Origin of the sequence: Cutibacterium sp. KBN10P07758, assembly GCF_050286205.1 — a bacterium.
In the GTDB taxonomy this organism is placed as follows: domain Bacteria; phylum Actinomycetota; class Actinomycetes; order Propionibacteriales; family Propionibacteriaceae; genus Cutibacterium; species Cutibacterium acnes.
Map to the genome: position 1 here is coordinate 727,668 of NZ_JBNNQV010000001.1, position 19,128 is coordinate 746,795.

General features: G+C 58.8%; 22 protein-coding genes, 1 tRNA gene and 1 pseudogene. 16 read left to right on the top strand and 8 right to left on the bottom strand.

Features of this window, described 5'->3' with window-relative positions; all coding sequences use genetic code 11:
* Positions 1–2: 2 nt before the first annotated feature.
* Both clpS and ACOYO3_RS03605 read left to right on the top strand, forming a co-directional pair.
* Entirely contained in the window at positions 3–290 is a 288-nt protein-coding gene (gene clpS / locus ACOYO3_RS03600; protein WP_002517605.1) for an ATP-dependent Clp protease adapter ClpS, read from the top strand.
* Positions 287–846: pseudogene (locus tag ACOYO3_RS03605) on the top strand (DUF2017 family protein). The gene clpS and the pseudogene ACOYO3_RS03605 overlap by 4 nt, the downstream one beginning before the upstream one ends.
* A gap of 3 nt (positions 847–849) precedes the next feature.
* Here the strand turns inward: ACOYO3_RS03605 and ACOYO3_RS03610 are convergent.
* The 3 genes from ACOYO3_RS03610 to ACOYO3_RS03620 form a co-directional block, all read right to left on the bottom strand.
* Positions 850–1,392 (bottom strand): NifU family protein, encoded by a 543-nt coding sequence (locus ACOYO3_RS03610; protein ID WP_002522161.1) that lies wholly within the window; start codon positions 1,390–1,392, stop codon positions 850–852.
* The gene (gene feoB / locus ACOYO3_RS03615) at positions 1,392–3,278 is read right to left on the bottom strand and encodes a ferrous iron transporter B (RefSeq protein WP_002517634.1); all 1,887 of its coding nucleotides are present in this window, start codon (positions 3,276–3,278) and stop codon (positions 1,392–1,394) included. Before feoB ends, ACOYO3_RS03610 begins: the two co-directional genes overlap by 1 nt.
* Before the next feature lie 138 nt (positions 3,279–3,416).
* Positions 3,417–3,734, bottom strand: coding sequence for a FeoA family protein (locus ACOYO3_RS03620; RefSeq protein WP_002514675.1), 318 nt, complete (start codon positions 3,732–3,734; stop codon positions 3,417–3,419).
* 183 nt (positions 3,735–3,917) lie between these two features.
* On the opposite strand from ACOYO3_RS03620, the gene murI reads away from it, so the two are divergent.
* From murI to ACOYO3_RS03650, 6 genes are read left to right on the top strand one after another with little or no spacing between them, the layout of a single operon-like run.
* Positions 3,918–4,772 carry a glutamate racemase gene (murI, locus tag ACOYO3_RS03625; protein WP_002517637.1) on the top strand — a complete coding sequence of 285 codons (855 nt, stop codon included), beginning with the start codon at positions 3,918–3,920 and terminating at the stop codon, positions 4,770–4,772.
* A gap of 33 nt (positions 4,773–4,805) precedes the next feature.
* Complete coding sequence (gene rph / locus ACOYO3_RS03630) at positions 4,806–5,570, top strand: ribonuclease PH (protein WP_002517679.1); 765 nt, start codon at positions 4,806–4,808, stop codon at positions 5,568–5,570.
* Positions 5,567–6,181 (top strand): RdgB/HAM1 family non-canonical purine NTP pyrophosphatase, encoded by a 615-nt coding sequence (rdgB, locus tag ACOYO3_RS03635; RefSeq protein ID WP_002514672.1) that lies wholly within the window; start codon positions 5,567–5,569, stop codon positions 6,179–6,181. Before rph ends, rdgB begins: the two co-directional genes overlap by 4 nt.
* Positions 6,182–6,991, top strand: a complete 810-nt coding sequence (locus ACOYO3_RS03640; RefSeq protein ID WP_002514671.1) for a thymidylate synthase — start codon at positions 6,182–6,184, stop codon at positions 6,989–6,991. It begins immediately after the preceding gene.
* A 43-nt stretch (positions 6,992–7,034) separates the two neighbouring features.
* The gene (locus ACOYO3_RS03645) at positions 7,035–7,505 is read left to right on the top strand and encodes a dihydrofolate reductase (protein WP_002522165.1); all 471 of its coding nucleotides are present in this window, start codon (positions 7,035–7,037) and stop codon (positions 7,503–7,505) included.
* Positions 7,502–8,899: a DNA polymerase IV gene (locus ACOYO3_RS03650; RefSeq protein ID WP_002524858.1), complete on the top strand. Its 1,398-nt coding sequence runs from the start codon at positions 7,502–7,504 to the stop codon at positions 8,897–8,899. Before ACOYO3_RS03645 ends, ACOYO3_RS03650 begins: the two co-directional genes overlap by 4 nt.
* 51 nt (positions 8,900–8,950) lie before the next feature.
* On the opposite strand, the gene ACOYO3_RS03655 is transcribed toward ACOYO3_RS03650, so the two are convergent.
* Positions 8,951–10,639, bottom strand: a complete 1,689-nt coding sequence (locus ACOYO3_RS03655) for a hypothetical protein (protein WP_427305767.1) — start codon at positions 10,637–10,639, stop codon at positions 8,951–8,953.
* Positions 10,636–10,863: a hypothetical protein gene (locus ACOYO3_RS03660; protein WP_002524856.1), complete on the bottom strand. Its 228-nt coding sequence runs from the start codon at positions 10,861–10,863 to the stop codon at positions 10,636–10,638. Before ACOYO3_RS03660 ends, ACOYO3_RS03655 begins: the two co-directional genes overlap by 4 nt.
* 175 nt (positions 10,864–11,038) lie before the next feature.
* On the opposite strand from ACOYO3_RS03660, the gene ACOYO3_RS03665 reads away from it, so the two are divergent.
* The 6 genes from ACOYO3_RS03665 (at position 11,039) to ACOYO3_RS03690 (ending at position 16,169) form a co-directional block, all read left to right on the top strand.
* Positions 11,039–11,170 (top strand): hypothetical protein, encoded by a 132-nt coding sequence (locus tag ACOYO3_RS03665; RefSeq protein ID WP_073885340.1) that lies wholly within the window; start codon positions 11,039–11,041, stop codon positions 11,168–11,170.
* A gap of 50 nt (positions 11,171–11,220) precedes the next feature.
* Positions 11,221–12,024, top strand: coding sequence for a MurR/RpiR family transcriptional regulator (locus tag ACOYO3_RS03670; RefSeq protein ID WP_002524854.1), 804 nt, complete (start codon positions 11,221–11,223; stop codon positions 12,022–12,024).
* 171 nt (positions 12,025–12,195) lie between these two features.
* Positions 12,196–12,558, top strand: a complete 363-nt coding sequence (locus tag ACOYO3_RS03675) for a hypothetical protein (RefSeq protein ID WP_002525899.1) — start codon at positions 12,196–12,198, stop codon at positions 12,556–12,558.
* A gap of 378 nt (positions 12,559–12,936) precedes the next feature.
* A complete protein-coding gene (locus tag ACOYO3_RS03680; RefSeq protein WP_002545417.1) occupies positions 12,937–15,120 on the top strand; it encodes a PKD domain-containing protein in 2,184 nt (727 codons plus the stop codon).
* Positions 15,117–15,506: a hypothetical protein gene (locus ACOYO3_RS03685; RefSeq protein WP_002546375.1), complete on the top strand. Its 390-nt coding sequence runs from the start codon at positions 15,117–15,119 to the stop codon at positions 15,504–15,506. Before ACOYO3_RS03680 ends, ACOYO3_RS03685 begins: the two co-directional genes overlap by 4 nt.
* Before the next feature lie 384 nt (positions 15,507–15,890).
* Complete coding sequence (locus tag ACOYO3_RS03690; protein ID WP_002524850.1) at positions 15,891–16,169, top strand: hypothetical protein; 279 nt, start codon at positions 15,891–15,893, stop codon at positions 16,167–16,169.
* Between the two features lie 392 nt (positions 16,170–16,561).
* Here ACOYO3_RS03690 and ACOYO3_RS03695 read toward each other — a convergent pair whose 3' ends face one another.
* A complete protein-coding gene (locus ACOYO3_RS03695; RefSeq protein WP_002524849.1) occupies positions 16,562–17,395 on the bottom strand; it encodes a lysozyme in 834 nt (277 codons plus the stop codon).
* 233 nt (positions 17,396–17,628) lie between these two features.
* Here ACOYO3_RS03695 and ACOYO3_RS03700 point away from each other — a divergent pair, with 233 nt between their 5' ends.
* The gene (locus ACOYO3_RS03700; protein ID WP_002525669.1) at positions 17,629–17,763 is read left to right on the top strand and encodes a hypothetical protein; all 135 of its coding nucleotides are present in this window, start codon (positions 17,629–17,631) and stop codon (positions 17,761–17,763) included.
* 80 nt (positions 17,764–17,843) lie between these two features.
* Here the strand turns inward: ACOYO3_RS03700 and ACOYO3_RS03705 are convergent.
* Both ACOYO3_RS03705 and bcp read right to left on the bottom strand, forming a co-directional pair.
* Positions 17,844–17,925 (bottom strand) — tRNA-Leu (locus ACOYO3_RS03705).
* Positions 17,926–17,975: 50 nt separating this feature from the next.
* On the bottom strand, positions 17,976–18,461 hold the full coding sequence (bcp, locus tag ACOYO3_RS03710; RefSeq protein ID WP_002524846.1) for a thioredoxin-dependent thiol peroxidase: 486 nt from the start codon (positions 18,459–18,461) through the stop codon (positions 17,976–17,978).
* Positions 18,462–18,544: 83 nt separating this feature from the next.
* On the opposite strand from bcp, the gene ACOYO3_RS03715 reads away from it, so the two are divergent.
* A complete protein-coding gene (locus ACOYO3_RS03715) occupies positions 18,545–19,111 on the top strand; it encodes a DUF3618 domain-containing protein (protein WP_002524845.1) in 567 nt (188 codons plus the stop codon).
* Positions 19,112–19,128 lie beyond the last annotated feature (17 nt).

A 19,128-nucleotide genomic window follows, 5' to 3' on the forward strand; every position in this document is an offset into this window, starting at 1 on the left:
ACATGTCTGTAGCCACCGCGGAACCCATGACACACCGCCTTGTCGGCCAGGAATCGACATGGACGACGGTCGTTTGGGACGATCCGGTGAACCTCATGGACTACGTGACGATGGTGTTTATGAGATATTTCGGTTACCCGCGCGAACGCGCCACCCAACTCATGATCCAGGTACATAACCAGGGTCGAGCGACGGTTGCCGAGGGTAGTAAAGAAGAGATGGAGGTAGCCGTGCATGCGATGCACGGCTACGGTTTGCAGGCCTCGGTCGAAAAGGGCGGCCAAGGATGAGGATCGAGGGCACTCGAAATCGCTGGGTCTGGTATCTAGAACACGTCGAAATTATCGGCATCGAGACTGCCCTGGGATATTACGTGGAGGCCTTGTCGCGTTTGCGTGCCGCTCCTGCCCATTCCACGACGGAGGGGGCCCGTTCGCTTTTTGGGAGAGCCAGTTTTCTGGACTTCAGGAGGACGACGAGGTGCGTCGATCGATCCTGCCCAGCGCCTATCGCGACGACGATTCAGCTGACGCGCAATTCCATGTCGACCATGACGCCGAGGATGTCGCGGCGCGCTGGGAAGACGCTCAGTCCTTAAGCGCTGATGTGGAGACGTTGCACCGAACCGGCTGTATTTCCATGAACCCTGAGATGACGCAACGTTGGCTTCGTACTGTCAATGCGCTGCGTGGCATGATGGCCGCCCGGCTAGGGATCATCGACCAGGTTACTGCCGACGAAGTCGCTCGGGCGGCCCGGGAGGAATTGGGTGCCGAGGAGGAGTGCGTCTACGAGTGGCTCGGCCTCGTCGTGGAGGTGCTCGTTGAGGTGGAGCTGTCGGAGTAGGTGTCAGATTTCCCGTACGGTGACCGGCTCGCGCAATCGCAGACTCAGTTGACGTTCCAGGCGCTGATGTAGGGTCATGATGGCTGCCGGGCAACCTCGGCATGCTCCCTTCATGGTGACGTCGACTCTGCGCTCTTCGTCACCGACCGACACGTCGACCAATTCGATTGACCCTCCGTGCATCGCGGCAACCGCGCCGACGGGCCCGCCGATGAGTTCATCGGCGCACCGGCGCAGTGTCTCGACTTCGTTGAGGGGCTTGCTGTCAGGGCCGCCCACCCATTCATCGGTGCGTTCCAAGGCTGTGGTTAAGGCAGTCCGGAATCCGGCACCGATGCGTTCCCATGTGCCCTCGAGAACAGTCGCCATGACGGCGCCGACCGTCGCCTCGACGCGTACCTGGTTGAGGAACTCGTCGAGGCCGGGGGCGCTTACCAAGAGCCCGGCGAAGGGCAGCGTGATCCCGGAGACCACCCAGCGCAGGGTGGCAGGGTCGGTGGTCGTCTCCGGATGAACGGCGGTGGAGGGATGACAGGCGAGCTTCATCACATCAGCAGACCTGTCACGAGACGTCCGATGAAGGCCATGACCCAAGCCAGCACGAACATATACCCGAAGGCCACGGCGGGCCACTTCCATCCGCCGGTCTCCCGTTTCATGATCGCCACGGTCGACATGCATTGCAGGGCGTAGGCAAAGAAGAGGATGAGTGCCACGATGGTGGCCGGGGTGAAGACCTTGTTGCCCTTGTTGGGTCCATGGGTCCAGGTCCAATGGTCGAGTTGATGGGAGACGTCTACGTCATCCTCTGGATCGGTAGCCGAGGCCATCTGTCCCAAGGTCGACACCGAGACCTCACGGGCGGCCAGGGAGCCGATGAGGGAGACGTCGATCCGCCAGTCGAATCCGAGAGGCTCGAAGACGGGCTCGACGGCCTTGCCGATGCTTCCGGCGATTGAGTGATCCATGGTGTAGGCCGCCACGGCTACGTCGTTGCTGGGGTCGATGCCGGCCTTCGCGAGTTCGGCGTTGGAACGCATCGGGAAGGTCGTCAGCGCCCAGATGACGATGGTCGTCAGCATGATGATGGTGCCAGCCTTATGAAGGAAGGCCTTGGTGGGCTCCCACATCGCGATGCCCACCGAACGCAGGGTGGGGATGCGATACGGCGGCATTTCCATGTAGAAGGGCAGCAGGATGCCGGAACGGTCGGTGATCTTCTTGACGACCCATGCCGCAGCCATTGCCGAGACGGCACCAAGCAGGTAGAGCAGGAACATTGCCACGCCACGGCCCGAGAACGGCCCAATCTGCGTGGTGTTGGGGATGAGCATTCCCACCAGCAATACGTAGACGGGCAGTCTTGCCGAACAAGTGGCCAGCGGAACGCCGAGCATCGTCGCGATGCGGTCTTTGGCCGAGGGAATGGTGCGGGTGGCCATCACGCCGGGGATGGCGCAGGCGAAGGACGAGAGCATGGCGACAAAGGCCCGCCCCTCCAGCCCGGCACGGCTCATGACTTTATCCATGAGGAATGCCGCCCGTGACATGTAACCCACTGCGTCTAGCAGGGCCAACAGCAGGTACATCAACAGGATCTGTGGGACGAAGGTCAGCACGGAGCCGACACCGCCGATGATTCCGTCTCCCAGCAGACCGGCCAGGATCTGGTTGGAGACGTTGTCGTCGACCCAGCCTCCCAACCAGCTGAAGAAGTTGTCGATGGCATCTTGTGCCGGTGCCGCCCAGGTGAACAGCGCCTGGAAGAACAGGAACATCACGACGAAGAAGACGATCGTTCCCCACACTGGGTGGAGTAGCACCTTATCGATTCGTTCTGTGCGCGAGTCGAGGTGGGGGTCTTGGTAACCAGCGCTGGTCAGCACGGAATCTACCCACCCGGCAAGTTCTTCGGTGGCAGTGGGCGGCGGTACCGGGGGGCGGTCCCAGGTTTGCCAGTCCGCGATGAGGTGACGCAGTTCGCCGATGCCGATGCCGCGGTTTGCGACTACCGAGACCACGGGTACGCCCAGGGCCTGGGACAGTGCGGTGGTGTCGAGGCTGCCGCCTCGGCGGCGTAGCTCGTCGGTCATGGTGACGATGACGGCTGTGGGCAGGCCGAGTGCCAGGGTTTCGGCGAGCAGCAGGAGGGATCGACGCAGTGCCGTCGAGTCGGCGACGACGAGAACGCCGTCGGGGGCAGGGATGCCCTTCATTGTGCCTTCGAGGGCGTGGACGACGACTTCCTCATCGGGGGAGATGGGGGCCAGGGAGTAGGTACCGGGAAGGTCCTCGATGCCGTATTCATTTTTACCGATCCGGCAGACGCCGGTACTGCGGGAGACGGTAACGCCGGGATAGTTTCCGGTCTTGGCATGCAGGCCAGTGAGTTGATTGAAGATCGACGTCTTGCCGCCGTTGGGGGAGCCCACCAGGGCCAGTTTGGGTGAACCCGTCCTCGGTTCCGTCGTAGGAACGGTGTGACAGGGTGCTGCGGTGGGTATGGGCATCAATAAACCTCGGAATGGGTGTGGGTTCTACGTGAATTGGGCAGGATGAAGGGTGGTTGATCAGGCGAGAGCAGTGGTGGCACACGACTCGACGACCGGCTGTGGCGCGGTCTGGGGTGCCGGGCGGACCATGATCATGTCTGCCTGGGCGCGGCGAAGGCACATCTGGACGTCGCAGACGTGGAACACCATGGGGCCACCGAAGGGCGCTTGACGAATCTTGGTGACGGCGCGGCCGTGGCCGAAACCGAGCATGTGAAGGCGGCGACGGACGTAATCGGCACACTCGATGGTGATGTCTTCAATGGTCGCGTTCTGCCCTGCCGCCAGTGAACTGAGTGGCACGACGCCTTGGCTGTCTGCGGTGCTGCGATTCATATGCCTCGTCATGTTGTCTCCCCCCAATGAAGTGATTTCATGCTGCCGTTGGGACCCGGCGCATCGTTAGATGATAGCAAAGCCTTACCTTAATGACCCTATGGGAGTGTACCGTCCAAACAGGGGTGCTGCGACTTCCCGTGAGTGGTCGCTCGGGGAAATCGCGCGGTAGTCTGTCGAGCTGTGACCGAACCTGATTTCGACGTTGTCGACTCGCCGATCGGCATCTTCGACTCCGGATTCGGAGGGCTGACGGTGGCTCGATCGGTCGTCGACCTTATGCCGAACGAAGACATCGTCTATCTGGGCGACACGGACCGCGCTCCCTACGGTGAGAAGACCATCGCTGACGTACGACGATATGCGTTGCAATGCCTCGACCGACTTGTCGCCCACGGCGTCAAAGCCCTGCTTATCGCCTGTAATACCGCATCCTCGGCGGTGTTAAGAGATGCCCGGGAGCGTTACGGTGTGCCGGTTATTGATGTCATCATGCCGGCTGCTCGTCGGGCCAGTGCTGCTACCCGTAACGGGCGAATTGGCGTTATTTGTACTGAGGCGACAGCTCGCTCTCTGTCCTATGAGGATGCATTGGCTGCGGTGCCCGGTATCACTCTGACGACTCAGGCTTGCCCGAAATTCGTCCCGTTTGTTGAGGAGGGGATCACCAGCGGACCGGAGCTTGAGGCTATTGCCCGGGAGTATCTGGCGCCTATCCAGGAGGCTGGTTGCGACACTCTCATCTTGGGGTGCACTCACTATCCGTTGTTGGCTGGGCTCATTTCGTATGTCTTGGGTGATGGCGTCACCCTCATTTCTTCCTCTCATCAGTGTGCCCGCGCGTCGTACTCTTTGATGGTCGAATCTGGGCTATTGCATTCCCATCCTCGCGAGTCGAGCCGCTATTTCCTTACTACGGGGAATGCTGAGCGTTTCGAGAAACTGGGACGACGGCTGATGGAGGGATTCGTCCACGATGTGCAGTCGGTGCATGCTGATGCGCACTCCCTCGGTGATCGCGCGGTTGTACGAGACTGAACTCCTGCGCGACGGTGTTGTCACAGCTGCTGTGTGTCGGTGTGGGCCACTATCCTTGGCAAGGTGAGTGAGACTTCTCGAATTGACGGACGCCGCCTGGACCAGTTGCGAGACGTCAGGATTGAACGCGGCTGGTTGTCTCAGGCTGAGGGTTCGGTGTTGGTGAGCTTTGGTCGCACCACTGTGCTGTGTAATGCCTCGGTCACTGAGGGTGTACCGCGTTGGCGTAAGGGATCCGGGCTGGGATGGGTCACCGCCGAGTATGAGATGCTTCCGCGTGCCACCAATGAGCGGTCTGGACGCGAGTCGCGCAAGGGCAAGGTGGGAGGCCGTACCCATGAGATTTCCCGCCTGGTAGGCCGTTCCCTGCGTGCCGTCGTTGACGACAAGGCGCTGGGAGAAAACACCATTATCCTCGACTGCGACGTGCTGCAGGCCGACGGTGGTACCCGCACCGCTTCCATTACCGGCGCTTATGTTGCCCTTATTGACGCCGTCAACTGGCTGCGGGGGCGTGGCGGACTGGTTAGCGAGCCCATCATCGGATCAGTGCAGGCTATCTCGGTTGGTGTGGTCGACGGCATCCCGATGCTCGACCTCGCTTATGAGGAGGATTCGCGCGCCGATACCGACATGAACGTCGTCATGAGCGGCAATGGAGATTTCGTCGAGATCCAGGGAACGGCCGAGGGCACCCCCTTTAACCGCAACTTGCTCAATGAGTTGCTCGATCTAGCCGCCGGCGGCTGCGCAACCCTCAAGCAGGCCCAGTCCGAGGCTTTGGGGGTGACGTTATGAGCCGGATTGTGCTGGCATCCAATAATGCTAAGAAGCTGGTCGAGCTGCGTCGCACTTTCGAGGGAGCAGACACCGAGGTCGAAATCGTCGGTTTGTCGGAGGTCAGCGATGCCCCGGCACCGGAGGAGACCGGTAGAACCTTTGTGGAGAATGCCCTCATCAAGGCTCGTGCTGCGGCCCACGAAACCGGTTTGCCTGCTTTGGCTGACGACTCCGGACTCGAGGTTGACGCCCTCAACCGGATGCCCGGTATCCGTTCAGCACGCTGGTCGGGGCCTCACGCTCATGATGAGCGCAACCTTCAGCTGCTGCTTGATCAGACTTTTGACCTTCCGGACGAGCGACGTCACGGTAGGTTCGTATGTGCGATGGCTTTCGTCGACCCGGACGGCACCGAGATCACCAAGGTGGCGACGATGGAGGGGCGGATCATCTCGGAGGCCCGCGGGAAAAACGGGTTTGGTTATGACCCGATGTTTGTTCCCGATGCCCAGCCCGGTGACCTCACCAGTGCTGAGATGACTCCTGAGGTCAAGGACGCCATCAGCCACCGAGGACAAGCTGTTCGCGCGATTGTTCCGGCGGTCGTCGCCCATTTGGAGGGGCGCTGAATGCAGATCTACCTCGACTTGTTGCGGCGGATCCTTGACGAGGGCGTGCGCCGCGAGGACCGTACCGGAACGGGGACGGTCAGCGTCTTCGGTCACCAGATGGTCTTTGATCTGCGCGAGGGATTCCCGCTGGTAACGACGAAGAAGATTTACACCCGCAGCGTGTTCGGGGAGTTGCTGTGGTTTCTGCGCGGGGATACGAATGTCGGCTGGCTGCATGATAATAACATCCACATTTGGGACGAGTGGGCCGACGAGAACGGTGATTTAGGGCCGGTCTACGGGCATCAGTGGCGTTCTTGGCCCGACGACGATGGCACAATTGATCAGATCGCCAACGTGGTTGAGCAGATTCGCACCAATCCGTGGTCGCGTCGTCACATCGTCTCGGCATGGAATGTGGCCGAGATCAAGGAGATGGCCCTGCCGCCGTGCCACACTTTGTTCCAGTTTTACGTCACGCCGGATGATCGGGGAACCCCGACGTGGTTGAGCTGCCAGCTGTACCAGCGCTCCGGTGACACCTTCCTCGGAGTGCCGTTCAATATCGCGTCATATGCCCTGCTCACCCATCTGGTGGCCTCGGTGACCGGGCTCAAGCCGTTGCGGTTCGTCCACACCTTGGGTGATGCCCATGTGTACCTCAATCACCTCGACCAGGTTCATGAGCAGTTGAAACGTAAGCCGCGGCACCGGCCAACGCTCACCGTCAACCCGGGTATCCGTGACATTGACGGGTTTGAGCTGTCCGATATCACCCTGACTGGTTATGACCCGTATCCGGCGCTGCCTGCTCCGATTGCGGTCTGATCGGGTGCCGGGATCAAGTTTCCACCAGGCCGCAGGAGGATTGATGAAGGTCGTCGCTATCGCCGCCGTTGCTGATAACGGCGTCATCGGGTCGGGGCAGGATATGCTCTGGCACATTAGTGAGGATTTCCGTCGTTTTAAGACTGTGACGATGGGTCACACATTGATCTTTGGGCGTCGTACCTTTGAACAGATCGGCAAGCTTCCTGGGCGTCGTCACATCATCTGCACCCGCGACCCGCACTGGTCCCATGAGGGGGTGGACGTCGCAACCAGCCCGCGTCAGGCCGTCGAGATGGCGCGTGAGGCAGGCGAGGAGATCTGTTTTGTTGCCGGAGGTGGACAGATCTACGCCGACGCTTTCGAGTTGTGCGACGAGCTCGACATCACCGAAGTCCACCAGAATCCGAATGGTGCGGCGCGTTTCCCCGCCATTGACCCTGAGGTGTGGGTGGAGGTTCGTCGTGAGTCTCGTGACGGCTTCGATTTCGTCGGGTACCGACGCCGGTCATGAGATCGACGGCGTCGATCCTCCACCTGGACATGGACGCCTTCTTCGCCTCGGTGGAGCAACGGGATAAGCCCTCCCTCGTTGGTAAGGCTGTCATTGTTGGTGGGGTCGGTGGCAGGGGAGTGGTCGCGACGGCCTCTTATGAGGCCCGCAAAATTGGGGTGCACTCGGCGATGGCCGGGTCTCAGGCGCGTCGATTGGCCCCGAATGCCGCTTTTTTGTCCGGACGATTTGAGGCCTACCGGGAGTCCTCGAAGGTTGTCATGGCGACGCTGCGGGAGCTCTCGCCGCTTGTTGAGCCGCTGAGTCTTGACGAAGCCTTCGTTGATCTAGAAGCCGGTGACGTCGACGTCGAGAACCTTGACGCTTTGCAGCAAGTTGCCGTTGAATTGCGTGCCCGGGTAGCAGAGCGCACCGAGGGATTGAGTTGCTCGGTGGGTATCGGGTCGAGCAAGTTCATGGCCAAGGTTGCCTCTGAGATGGCCAAGCCGCAACGTGGCCATACTGATCAGATCGCCCTCATCGCTCCCGGTACCGAGGCTGACACCATCGCGCCTTTGTCTGCTCGAGCTATCCCCGGAGTCGGGCCGGTTACGGCGGAACGGTTGGAGAAATTGGGGCTTCGCACTATCGCTGACGTCCGGGCTGCGCGGGAGTCCGAGTTGGTCCATGAGTTGGGCCATGCTTCCGGGGCGAGCCTCGTCGCCTTGTCACGGGCACGGGATGACCGACCGGTAGTGGCTAGCCGAATCGCTAAGTCGATCTCAGTGGAGGATACCTTCGAGCATGACCTCACTCATCGCGAGGAGTGCCGTCAGATCGTGGAGCGTCATGCGGGTTTGGTGTGTGGCCGGTTGAAGAAGTCTGGGCAGTTCGCTCGCACTGTCACTCTTAAGGCGAAGATGGCCGACTTCACCGTCTGGTCGCGGTCGGTGACTCTGACTGGAGCCACCGACTCGCCTGAGAGGATCTCCCAGCTGGCGGTGCGGATGCTGGATTCCCTTGATCTGCGCGAGGGAGTGCGACTGCTGGGCGTCGGGGTATCGAATTTCGCCACGTCGGCCCAGGAGGAACTTTTCGTCGTTGATGATGAGGGGAGGCTGCTCGACGAACCTGAGGTGACCGAGGAGATCACCCCCATCCAGCCGGGACCCTTTGGTCGACGTCGATCTTTTGACGGGCGAAATTGGCCTCCTGGGGTTGACCTCATTCACGATGAATATGGGCGTGGCTGGGTGTGGGGGTCGGGTCACGGCATTGTCACGTGTCGATTTGAGTACCGGGGAAGTGAGATCGGAAGGGTAAAGTCGGTTCCTCAGGACGATGAGGCGCTTCACCCGGCTCATCCTCTTCCGTTGGCATGGCAACCGCCACAGGAGGACGTCCCCTCCGAGTGACGTGCGCCTCGGACCATGAGGCTGACCCGTCGGGGCGCATTGTGGCCCCGATCAGAACATGGGGATATACGCCACCGATCCACCTAGTGCCATCAGGGCGAAGATCGTAGTGGTGACGATCGGGCCGAGCCACACCCGCCCGGTGACATGGTAGAAGGCACGGTTGAACAGCGGCAATACCACCATCATGGGTAGCAGGGATTGCAGCATGTTGACGTACAGCCAGGTCGTCGTCCAGAACACCGTCCCGGTCGAGAAGAGTGTGACGTACTGGATGACGAAAATGGCTGCCAGGCCGATGGAATTGGCCAGGGCAATGATGAGCCAATTGACCCAGCGACGTTGGTTGTTGAATCGCATTGAGGTATTGACCCGCAACGAGTTTGACAAGAAGAACAGGAACAGGGCCGGCACATAGGCCAGTGCAATGAGGAACCAGCGCTTTGTTAGCGGGCGGGCAGCTACCACGAAAAGTCGGTAGTCGACGTGGAAGAAGCCGTAGATGGCTGCCAGGATTGTGTAGAAGATGACGATGACGAGCAGGGCTAAGGCGAGGGTCCGCCCGGTCTGGACCCAGTTCATCCGAACTCCCCAGTCTTTGGCCTCGTCGTCGCCGTGTTTCTTCGATATGGCGTGGCTGATCCACAGCAGGACGAGACCGAATAGGCCGTTAACGAGCGACCACAGCACGACCCCGTTAACCATTCGTCCGGGAAAGAACCAGCCGTTTTGTTTGTTGGCTGCGGCCGAAAAGATGTGCTGGCTAGCTACCGATAAGGGGATGAAGGTTACGCAGGCAACGGCTGCTGAGATGACGAAGATAGTCCAGAATATTACCGCGCTTTTGCCTTTGGGTTTCGGTGGGGCGGGGGAGATGTCGGTACGAACCGCTGCGAACCATGGAATTGTCAGAAGCAGTTTCGTCAGGGGCACGAGCATGACCAGCGCTGCGACGAGGGATAGGCCGTTGAAGAGTTCTTTAAGCCACCACGTTTGGTTGGAGGTACTCATCTGGTGCGGGGCGCCGATGGTGTCGTCGAAGAACTGAATCATCGACCCGATGGCGCTGGGTGTGAGCGGCTGGAACGGGTGAATCGTCCGGTCGTTATAAGCCACGCGGTAGGTTCGATCGGCAGCTGACCCGTAACCTTTTCCGACGACCACATGATTGACGTGCTGTGACTTTGGCAGGCCAGAGTTGATGACGGCAATGGCCTCTGGGGCGTGACGCAGATCGCCATTGTGGGTTTTATTGCGGTAGCCGCCTTCGTCGTAGAGGGCGTAGCCGATGCCGATATTGGATCGGATGTTTTTGAGCTTCTTGGCGTTTAGCTGCTGTAACCAGCCCGAGATGAAGACAGAGCGGATGGGGTTGAGTTGTTCGGCTTTTTCGCGTTCCTCCTTCGTAACCGTTGTGCCTCCGGGGGAGTCGGGAGCCTTAGCTTTCTTAAGGGCTTTGGCCTCCTTAGTGCCGTATTCTGCGGCTATGTGGCGCACTTGGGATCCACCTGCGGAGTGGCCGGTGATGCCGATCTTGGTCTTATCGACATAGTTGAGAGCGTTGGTACGCGACACGTAATCGATGGCTGGCTGGATGCTGGGGTCGTCGCTGTGGGGAGGCTGAGAGGTCGATTCGCCTTGGTTGTACGGATCGACGACGAGGGTGACGTATCCACGGCGAGCGAGTTCCAGGGAGTAGGAGATCTGGGTCTCCTTGGTGCGCTGGAATCCTGGTGTCACGACGATGAGAGGGGCTTTGTGCGTTGCTGTTGCCGTGTCGGGTCGGAAGAGTCGGCACTAGCTACAGCTCCGTCTTTGCCAGGGATTTTGAGCCCCTGGACGGCGATGTGGCCGCCTCCGGTTTGGATGAGGCTTGCTCCAACCGCTCCTGCCAGGATGAGCAACAGACAGATGAGGACGTGTATTACCGGTCGGGATCGTCGCAGCCCGGTTGCTGAGTGCATCAGTGCTCCTTGCCATTGGCTCCCATGGGGATGGAGTTCATGGGGACGTCAGTGCCACAAGGGGCACCGTTGTCAACTGGAGCAATGTTAGTATTTTTTCTGACAATGTCGAGGACGTATATTAATTTTCACAAGTTACGTTTCACGATGACGATGGGTTGACGAAGGGGTCATCATTACTGCGGCGGGGGTTAGTCCGGCGGCTGGAGCCGCGGGTGTCTTGCCGGTTGCCGTCGTCAGGCTAACCGCGCCTCCAATGCTTGTCGGATTCATCGTCATGATGACCTCGAGCCTGATCCTCATGTGAGGCCCGGGTAATATCTACGGCTGCCACAGTGGTTGCTGTGAGTTTTTACCATGGAGGAGGCGAAGATGGCTGAGTCCAAGGGCTCGGCACCTGGCAGCTTATATACCCGGTTGGGAGAGCTACAAGCGATGACGCCGACCGATGCAATCATTGCTCAGTACTGTGAAGATTCTTTTCCTCATGTGGCCTTGGAGAACTTGGACGAGATCAGTGCTGCGACGGGGACCTCAACGGCGTCGGTGACGCGCTTTGTGCGTAAGCTGGGCTATGCCAGCTTCCGTGACTTCTCGCGGAGCCTTCGTGAGGAAGTCGCCGCCAACTTTGACCTTCCTAGTGATCGCACAACCAATGACCCCATGACTGATGAACCGGGAGCCATGTGGCGTTCCAAGATGGAAGCTGCCCGACGCAGCATTGATATTGGTCTGAACTCTTTGGATGGCGAAACATTCGACCGAGTTGTTGAGTTGCTGCGCGACGATTCCCGTCCGCTCTGCCTTGTCGCTGCTGCTACTGGGCATGCTCTGCTTGACTATTTCCGGTTATTGGTGCGCTATTACCGGCGTGACGTCATCTTGTTGGATTCGACTGATCGGATGGCCCATCAGCTCATTGACCTTCCCGACAACGCTATCTTGTTGGCATCTGTGTTTGACCGGCATTCCCGGATGGTTGAGTCGGTCTTGCGGCTTTTCCACCAGCGCAACATGACGACGGTGCTTTTGACGAACCGTTCTTCCACTCCGATGCGCAGGTACGCTGACCACGTCTTGTTGGTGTCTTCGGAGTCTTCGACGGCGTTTCGGTCGAGGGCCTGCTACCTCATCTTGTTGGAATCATTGGTGGCTCTTTAGCCCCGGCGGATCACGAGGTCGAGCGTTTCCGGGTTGAGACGATGCAGGGGCTGTTTGACGAACTCGGGGTTTTTATTATTCCGTGATATCGGCTCCAGTATGTGGCCGAATATTCCTATAGCAGGTCGTAGGTTCGGTCCTGCTCTGTCGACGGTTGCCAGGATGCGAGGGATGGCATTCCTGCTCGGTGAGGCCGTCGCGGGAGCGCTCGAGGTCGACTGCCAAGCGGGCGAACCTCATGCCGAGGGTGGTGGCTCCGTAGTGAACTCACTGGCGGATGTCGTCATCGACACGGTGTCGGTGGTTTTGGCCTGGCCGGTGATTTGGGCACCGGTTCCGGCCGGGATCATGCCCGATGGCACTCTGGACTCGCGTCTGGGCAGCCTCGACGTCGAACCAGCTTTGAACCGTCGATCGTTCCGACCAGATCTGGTACATCTGCTTTGTGACGTAGCCGCGATGGGTGATCTGGTTGTCGAAGGATCCGAACGCCATTGTCTGTCACCTTTTATAGCTGACCATTTGTGTCAGTAATTTTACATCCCCGGGTGGGGGCGCTTACCGGAGAGGCTTAACCTTTCCTGTGAGGAGGGTGTATAGTGTTCGCCGTTAGCCTAATGGGTGGGTTGATGCCTAGGTGGTGTGGGGAAGCTGGTGGGAGTCCGGCACTGTCGCGTAACCGTGACCATGCCTGTGTGGTGTGGGAGTCGGGGTACCAGGTCACGTGGGGGTGGTGTGGGGTTCCGTTGCGGGTTACGGGGTCGGCATCGACGCGTGAACGTCTGTGTTGTCTGTGGAGTCCCCTCGGGACGTTTCCGTGGAGGGACAAGATGATAGAAGCAGCAACAACGAAACGTAGGCGAGTGTTGGGCTCGCTGGTGGTGGCTGCGGTGGTGACTGGCACGGTGGGGGGTGCCTGTCCCGGCTCTAGCAGCGGGTGGGCCGAAACCCGCCGATTACGCTGCCCAGGCCGGTAAGGCAGCCGACTACATTAACGGGCATAGTGCTGATCTGACGAAGGGTGATTTGGGTCCGGAGTTGGACGGGGCGCTGGCGTTGATTTCTGCCGGCAAGACCGATGCGAAGCTTTTCGGCATGATCAAGAAAGATATTAAGGCTAAGGGGCCGTCGTATTGCACTTCTAAGAATGTGGGTGGGTGTGCGAAGGTGACGATCACCTTGCTGGCAGCTGGCGAGCCGACCACCTATGGGGGAACTGATTACGCTAAGCCGGTGACGTCGTTGCCGGATTCGGCACTCAAGGAGCGCCCGTTTCATCAGGCGTTGGACATGATCGCGTTGGAGCGGCTGGGCAAACCGATCCCGCAGAAGCTATTCAAGTCGATCACCGACTATGTCTCGGCGCGTCCCGGGCGGAATTATCCGAGTACTGATGGTCTTATGCTCGCCGCCCTGTCGCATGTGGTGTCTACAGCATACGGTCAGGAGGGGATTACGGCTGTCAAGGCGGCGCTTGTCAAACGGTTGGATGCCGATCGTCAGACAGATGGGTGGGGTTGGCCAGACCACGGTGCGAATGTGCGTGCGACGACGCGAGTGGCACCGGGTTTGTATCGGGCCGGTGACGCGAACCACAAAGACCAGGCTGTCAAGGGTCAGGCGTGGCTGGCCGGTCAGCAGCAGGTTGACGGCTCGTTCCCAAGTAATGTCGTTAGTCCCGCGTGGACGATGATGGCGACGGTGCAGGCGGTTCCGGTGTTGCGGGGTTTGCAGTCGTTGGACACTATTGGTGCTAATCCGGCTCGGGCGGTCACGGTTGATGGGTGGGTGCCGCCTCGCCGGTTGGTGAAGATGACTGTGCTGGGAGACTCCTACTCGGCAGGCAACGGAACCTTGGTTGATGGGTATCCGGCTGATGGGTCGTATCGCAGCCCTAAGAATTATGGTTCGGTGCTTACGCGCCGGTTGAATCGGGAGTTCGGGGACGATACCACGTTTCAGACTGATGTGCGGGCCTGGAGTGGCGCCCAAATCACTACCGGGGACCACACTATTGTCAGTCAGGCCGACGGAATGGATCCCCACACACATGTGGTCCTCATGACCGCCGGAGGCAACGACCTAGACTTCACCAGCGTCGTCGAAAACTGCTTCATTGAAAGAGTGTGGTCAGCAGCCGAATGTGGCGGCTCTGTTGATGCGTCACGCAAGAAGATTGATGCCACGATGACGAAAACGACGACGTTGTTGTCGCATATTCAGCAGCGGCTGGCCGATCCGGCTCACACACGGGTCATCCTGATCGGATACCCCTACCTCATCCGGGCGGACCGTGATGCCCCGGGAAGCGACGTGCCGTCTACTCGGGTGCGGGCCGCCGAGGACGAATTCCGCACCAAACAAACCGCCACAGTCAAGGCCTGGAACAAAACCCATGCCCTCAAAGTGACCTACACCCCCACCACCAGCCTGTTCAACACCCACGAACCCGAACCGCTGGTTCATAACGGTGACCAGAATCCGCAACGTTGGATCAACGCCGTCTTTGAGACCGCTGGCTACTCATATAATGGAAATGGCGTCATATTGTCAGAGCCAAGTCAAGATGAAAAGAATTGGTACCATCCGAATGTGGTCGGTCATGAGAAGATTGCTGGGTTGGTCCATGATGCGCTCCTGTCGAGAACGGTCAGGAGTGCGAGCTTGTCTGAGAGTGTTGCGCAGGTGGCCTCGGTGCCGGGGGTGCGGATGCGTGCCGCGGTGATCGGGCAAAGCCAGGTGCGCCGGGGTAACCCGTTGAGCCTAGACGCGTCCTCGTCGTATACAGCCTTTGGCCATATCCGCCGCTGGCAATGGGACTTAGACGGTGACCGACACTACGAAATCGATACCACCACGCCTGAGATCACTCGCACCCTCACCCGAATCGGAACATACCAGGCACACCTGCGCATCACCGATACCACCGGCACCACTGACACCCTCACCTTCCCAATCCAGGTCACCCGAGACGGCGACGGCGTACCCGATACACAAGACAACTGCCCCACCATAGCCAACCAAGACCAAACCGACACCGACCACAACGGCATCGGAGACGCCTGCGACCCCCACACCACCAGGACACCACGATGACCACCCACAAAAACACACACGAACAGCAATACCGCCACGCACCCCTCAACGGCCTGACCACCGGCACCATCGTCGGAGCCCTCTGGGCGCTCGTATTCTTGCTCTGGGGTGTACGGGGAAACTTTTTCATGTCTGTACAGGGCAACTATTTGATGTCGGTTGTTTTCCCTGTGGCCGGGTGGCTTGCCGGGCTGTGGGGGAGAACAGTTGGCGCTTGCGAAAATCCTGCAATAAAGAAACGCAAAATCAGGATTATAGGTGCCGTGATGGCAACTCTTACCGGGTTAATCATGACGATTCATGAGCATTTTATTGCATGGCGTAATTATATACCCAGAGATGCAATTTTTAGCGGCAAAGCTGTTATCATATACGTGCCCCACTGATTGTTTTCCCTGTGGTTGGGTGGATGCTCGGCACAGTCAGGGCCAATATCCTGCATAATAACGGGACTGACATCATTCGGATGAGTTGCGTAACAGTGGTGGCTGTGTTCGTATCGGTGATCGCCTCGGTGATCGCCTGGTTTTATATTACAGCAAGCCTTAGCTTGATTTTTTTCCTCGATTCTTGATATATCGAAATCTTCATCTTGGGGACATGAAATTAGGTTGTGATTATGCCTGTCAATGTTAGCAATAGCGTGGTTGATGGCTGGAACGGCTGCCTCACGGTGGCCAACCCGGAATAAACTGACTCTGGCTGCGACGGTATTCGGAGACGCCTGCGACTCCCACACCACCACCAAAAAGGAGCCACAATGACCACCCATGAGAACACACTCGAAGAGCAATACCGCCGCACCCCTCAATGGCCTGGTCATCGGAGCCATTATTGGCGTCGCCATGGCGACTTTTACGAGCGTGCTCATGTTTTTGATTGAGTTTTTCTTGTTTGCGGATCATGTATCGTTTAGCGGCGTGAAGGTGGCAACGCATCCGCTGCCGTTAGTAGTGTTTCCTTTTGCTGGGCTGGCTCTCAGTATTATTGGAATCAGGCTCAAGAACAGTAATGCCCATTTATTCTCAGCATGGGCATTACTTCAGTGATCATGCTGTTCATGGCTGTGGTGGTGTGCTTTCGTTATTACAGGATTGTCCTTATATTCTCACTCTTGATGGTTCGCACTGTTTCAGCGAGGTGTGCCGGTGGATGCGGCTCTACGGACACGATTCTTAGCGTCGATGTGTGACTCCAGTAAAGAAGAAGTGCAGGGTCAGATCAATTGGCGCTGCCATGGCGACTCTGATCCAAGATTACAGATTGCTAAATAGTGGCATACCAAGGTGTGTTACCTTCGGCGGCAAGGCATTCGTCGTTTATCTCAGCTCCGCTGATCGTCCTTCCTGTTGCTGGGTAGGCGCTTGGTGTTGCCAGAATAAGTCTCTATCGAAGTCGTCGTCATGTCATTCTTGAGATGAGTCTTTTTCATCGGCAGGGGCTAGTGACGTGGCGTCGCAGTTTCGTTGGTTGCGAATTTCTCGAGGTCTTCGCGGGTTCCGGCCATCCGGTCATGGTCGTAACCGGTATTCGAGTACTGCCACATTGTCCATGCGTCCCATCCCGACGGTAATTCCCCTACGGTGGAGGAGTATCGGGCGATCCATAACGGTGCGACAGCCGTGATGTCCGAGGCTGCTGACCCCACACACATGTTCCACCAACTCGTGGACGTGTAAATCATGGGAGCCCTGTCCCACCGTTCTTGATAGGTGGACACGAAATCACGGATCCATGAGGCCATCGCGGTCTGACTCAACCCATAGCAGGCATTCTCGCCGTACGGGTTGTACTCCAGGTCCACGACCCCGGGCAGGGTGTAGCCGTCCTCCGACCATCCGCCGCCATGATCGGAGAAATACGTCGCCTGGGCCTGCCCAGACGAGTTCGATGGCAAGGCAAAGTGATAGGCACCCCGGATCAGACCGGCGCTCTGGGACCCGTTGTACTGGGATGCGTAGAACGGGTTTTGATATGACGTTCCCTCGGTGGCTTTCACCCATGCAAATGACATCCCCGAAGAAACCTTCGCTGGCCAGTCAACGTTCCCATCATGGCTCGAGACGTCCATTCCCTCAGGTTCGGTATCTATCGTCAAGCTCTGCACCCGATTGGTCACCGCAGTTTCGTGCTCATGCTTTTTGATCTGAGACCCCATTGCGTGATCGCTGGAGGAAGGAGCGCTCGAGGACGACGACTCCTCAGGTAGTTGGGTTTCTGATGCGTGGGCAACGGCGGCTGGCACGAAAGTGATCACGGTCATACCGGAAACCATTGCGGCAAGCCATGATCGTTGACGACGGTTAAACGAGCAGTTCATGCAAACCCCCACGACTAGAAACTGGCCTCAGTATACGGCAAGGGGGCCGATGCGTGAATCGTACCCTCAAGTGTCACACCGAGGTTGACGACACCACCTCGCTCGTACACTTGCTTCGGCCAGTTTGAGTCCGTGCTCGGGAAAGGGTGGGGAGTGGTGAGCCGCAACATTCACGGTGACTGCTCGGCGTGGCACCGGAAACTGGTAGATGGCGGAATGCTTCGAGGCTGACAGCCTCTCCCCAGCGCGACGCCTGGGCTGATGCTGCCGAGCATATTCGGGAAGCCATCGCGTACCAGAGGGCTGCCCAGCTGCTTCACTAAGCGATGATCCTTTGGAGGCACTTGCCCCCTCAACTGGACCGAGCGATCTGCCCGGGCGACGGTCACAGACCTTGCTGCGGTGCCGGAGAAGGGACTCGAACCCTCACACCACAAGGCACAGGAACCTAAATCCTGCGTGTCTACCAATTCCACCACTCCGGCATAGGGACGCTACCGCCCCTGGGCCGCCAAGGCCCTCGAGCATTCCCGAATCAACAGTCGATTTTAAGCTCCTTGCAGAGCTTGTCGACATGACCCTTGGCTCGAACATTGTACTGGGCTTCGGTGACTTTGCACGAACCGTCCTCAGCAACGTCGACGACGAAGGTGGAGCGAATGACCCCGACGATCTCTTTACCATAGACGTTCTTGGATCCGTAGGCCCCGTAGGCTTTCATAACCTCTTTGCCCTCATCGGAGAGCAAAGTCAGGGTCAACGATTCCTTGGCGACGAACTTTTGCAGCTTGGCGACGGGATCGGGGGAGATCCCCAGTACTTTGTACCCAGCCTCCTCAAACTCGTCCAAATGAGCGGTGAAATCGACAGCCTGGGTTGTGCATCCGGGCGTCATGGCGGCGGGATAGAAGTACACGATGACACGCTTGCCGGTGAAGTCTGAAAGCGTGATGTGGTCGCCGCTGGCGGCGGGCAGAGTAAAATCAGGGGCCGCATTACCGGGCTGAAGACGGGTGCTCATGACCTCAACGATATAGGCTGTTGCCAGACCAGCGCCGCGCCCACGCCGGCGCAAAGCGCAGACACGGCACCAGGAGGGGTCACATGGCTGATAGCAAGTCGAAGGCGAAGGACGAGCGCACTGCCGATGAGATCAGGCGGGATATTGCAGCGACCCGTGCTCGCCTGGCAGCCGGGGTGGAGAACCTCGTGGAGGAGGTGCATCCGGCAACCCTCAAGCGTGAAGCATCTGATCGTGCCCGTGATTTTGTGCAGGGTGAGTTTGATCAGGTCAAGAGCCAAGTCAAAGATGAGAATGGCTGGCGCGTGCAGCGGATCGCGATGGCCGCAGGTGCGCTCGCGGCCGGCGTCGTCAGCATCATTGTGCTGCGCGCGATAGTCGGTCGCGCTACCGGCGCTACCGCTCGTCGCAAACTTGAGAAGCTGCAGCTTTCTCAGGCGAAGCGGGTTCGTAAAGATGCCAAGCAGCGTCGTAAGGAAGACGTTAAAGCTGCCAAGAAAAATGCCAAGCTCGGCAAGAAGAACGCTAAGAAGTACGGCAAGCTCGATACCGATGACTCGTCGGTAAGCAACCTTGCCGAAAAAATGCTCAAACAGGCCGCCGTGCTGCGTGCACAAGCGGCTGCCGAGCGTGAGAACAGTGCCGCCTAGCAAACAGCGGTCACAGC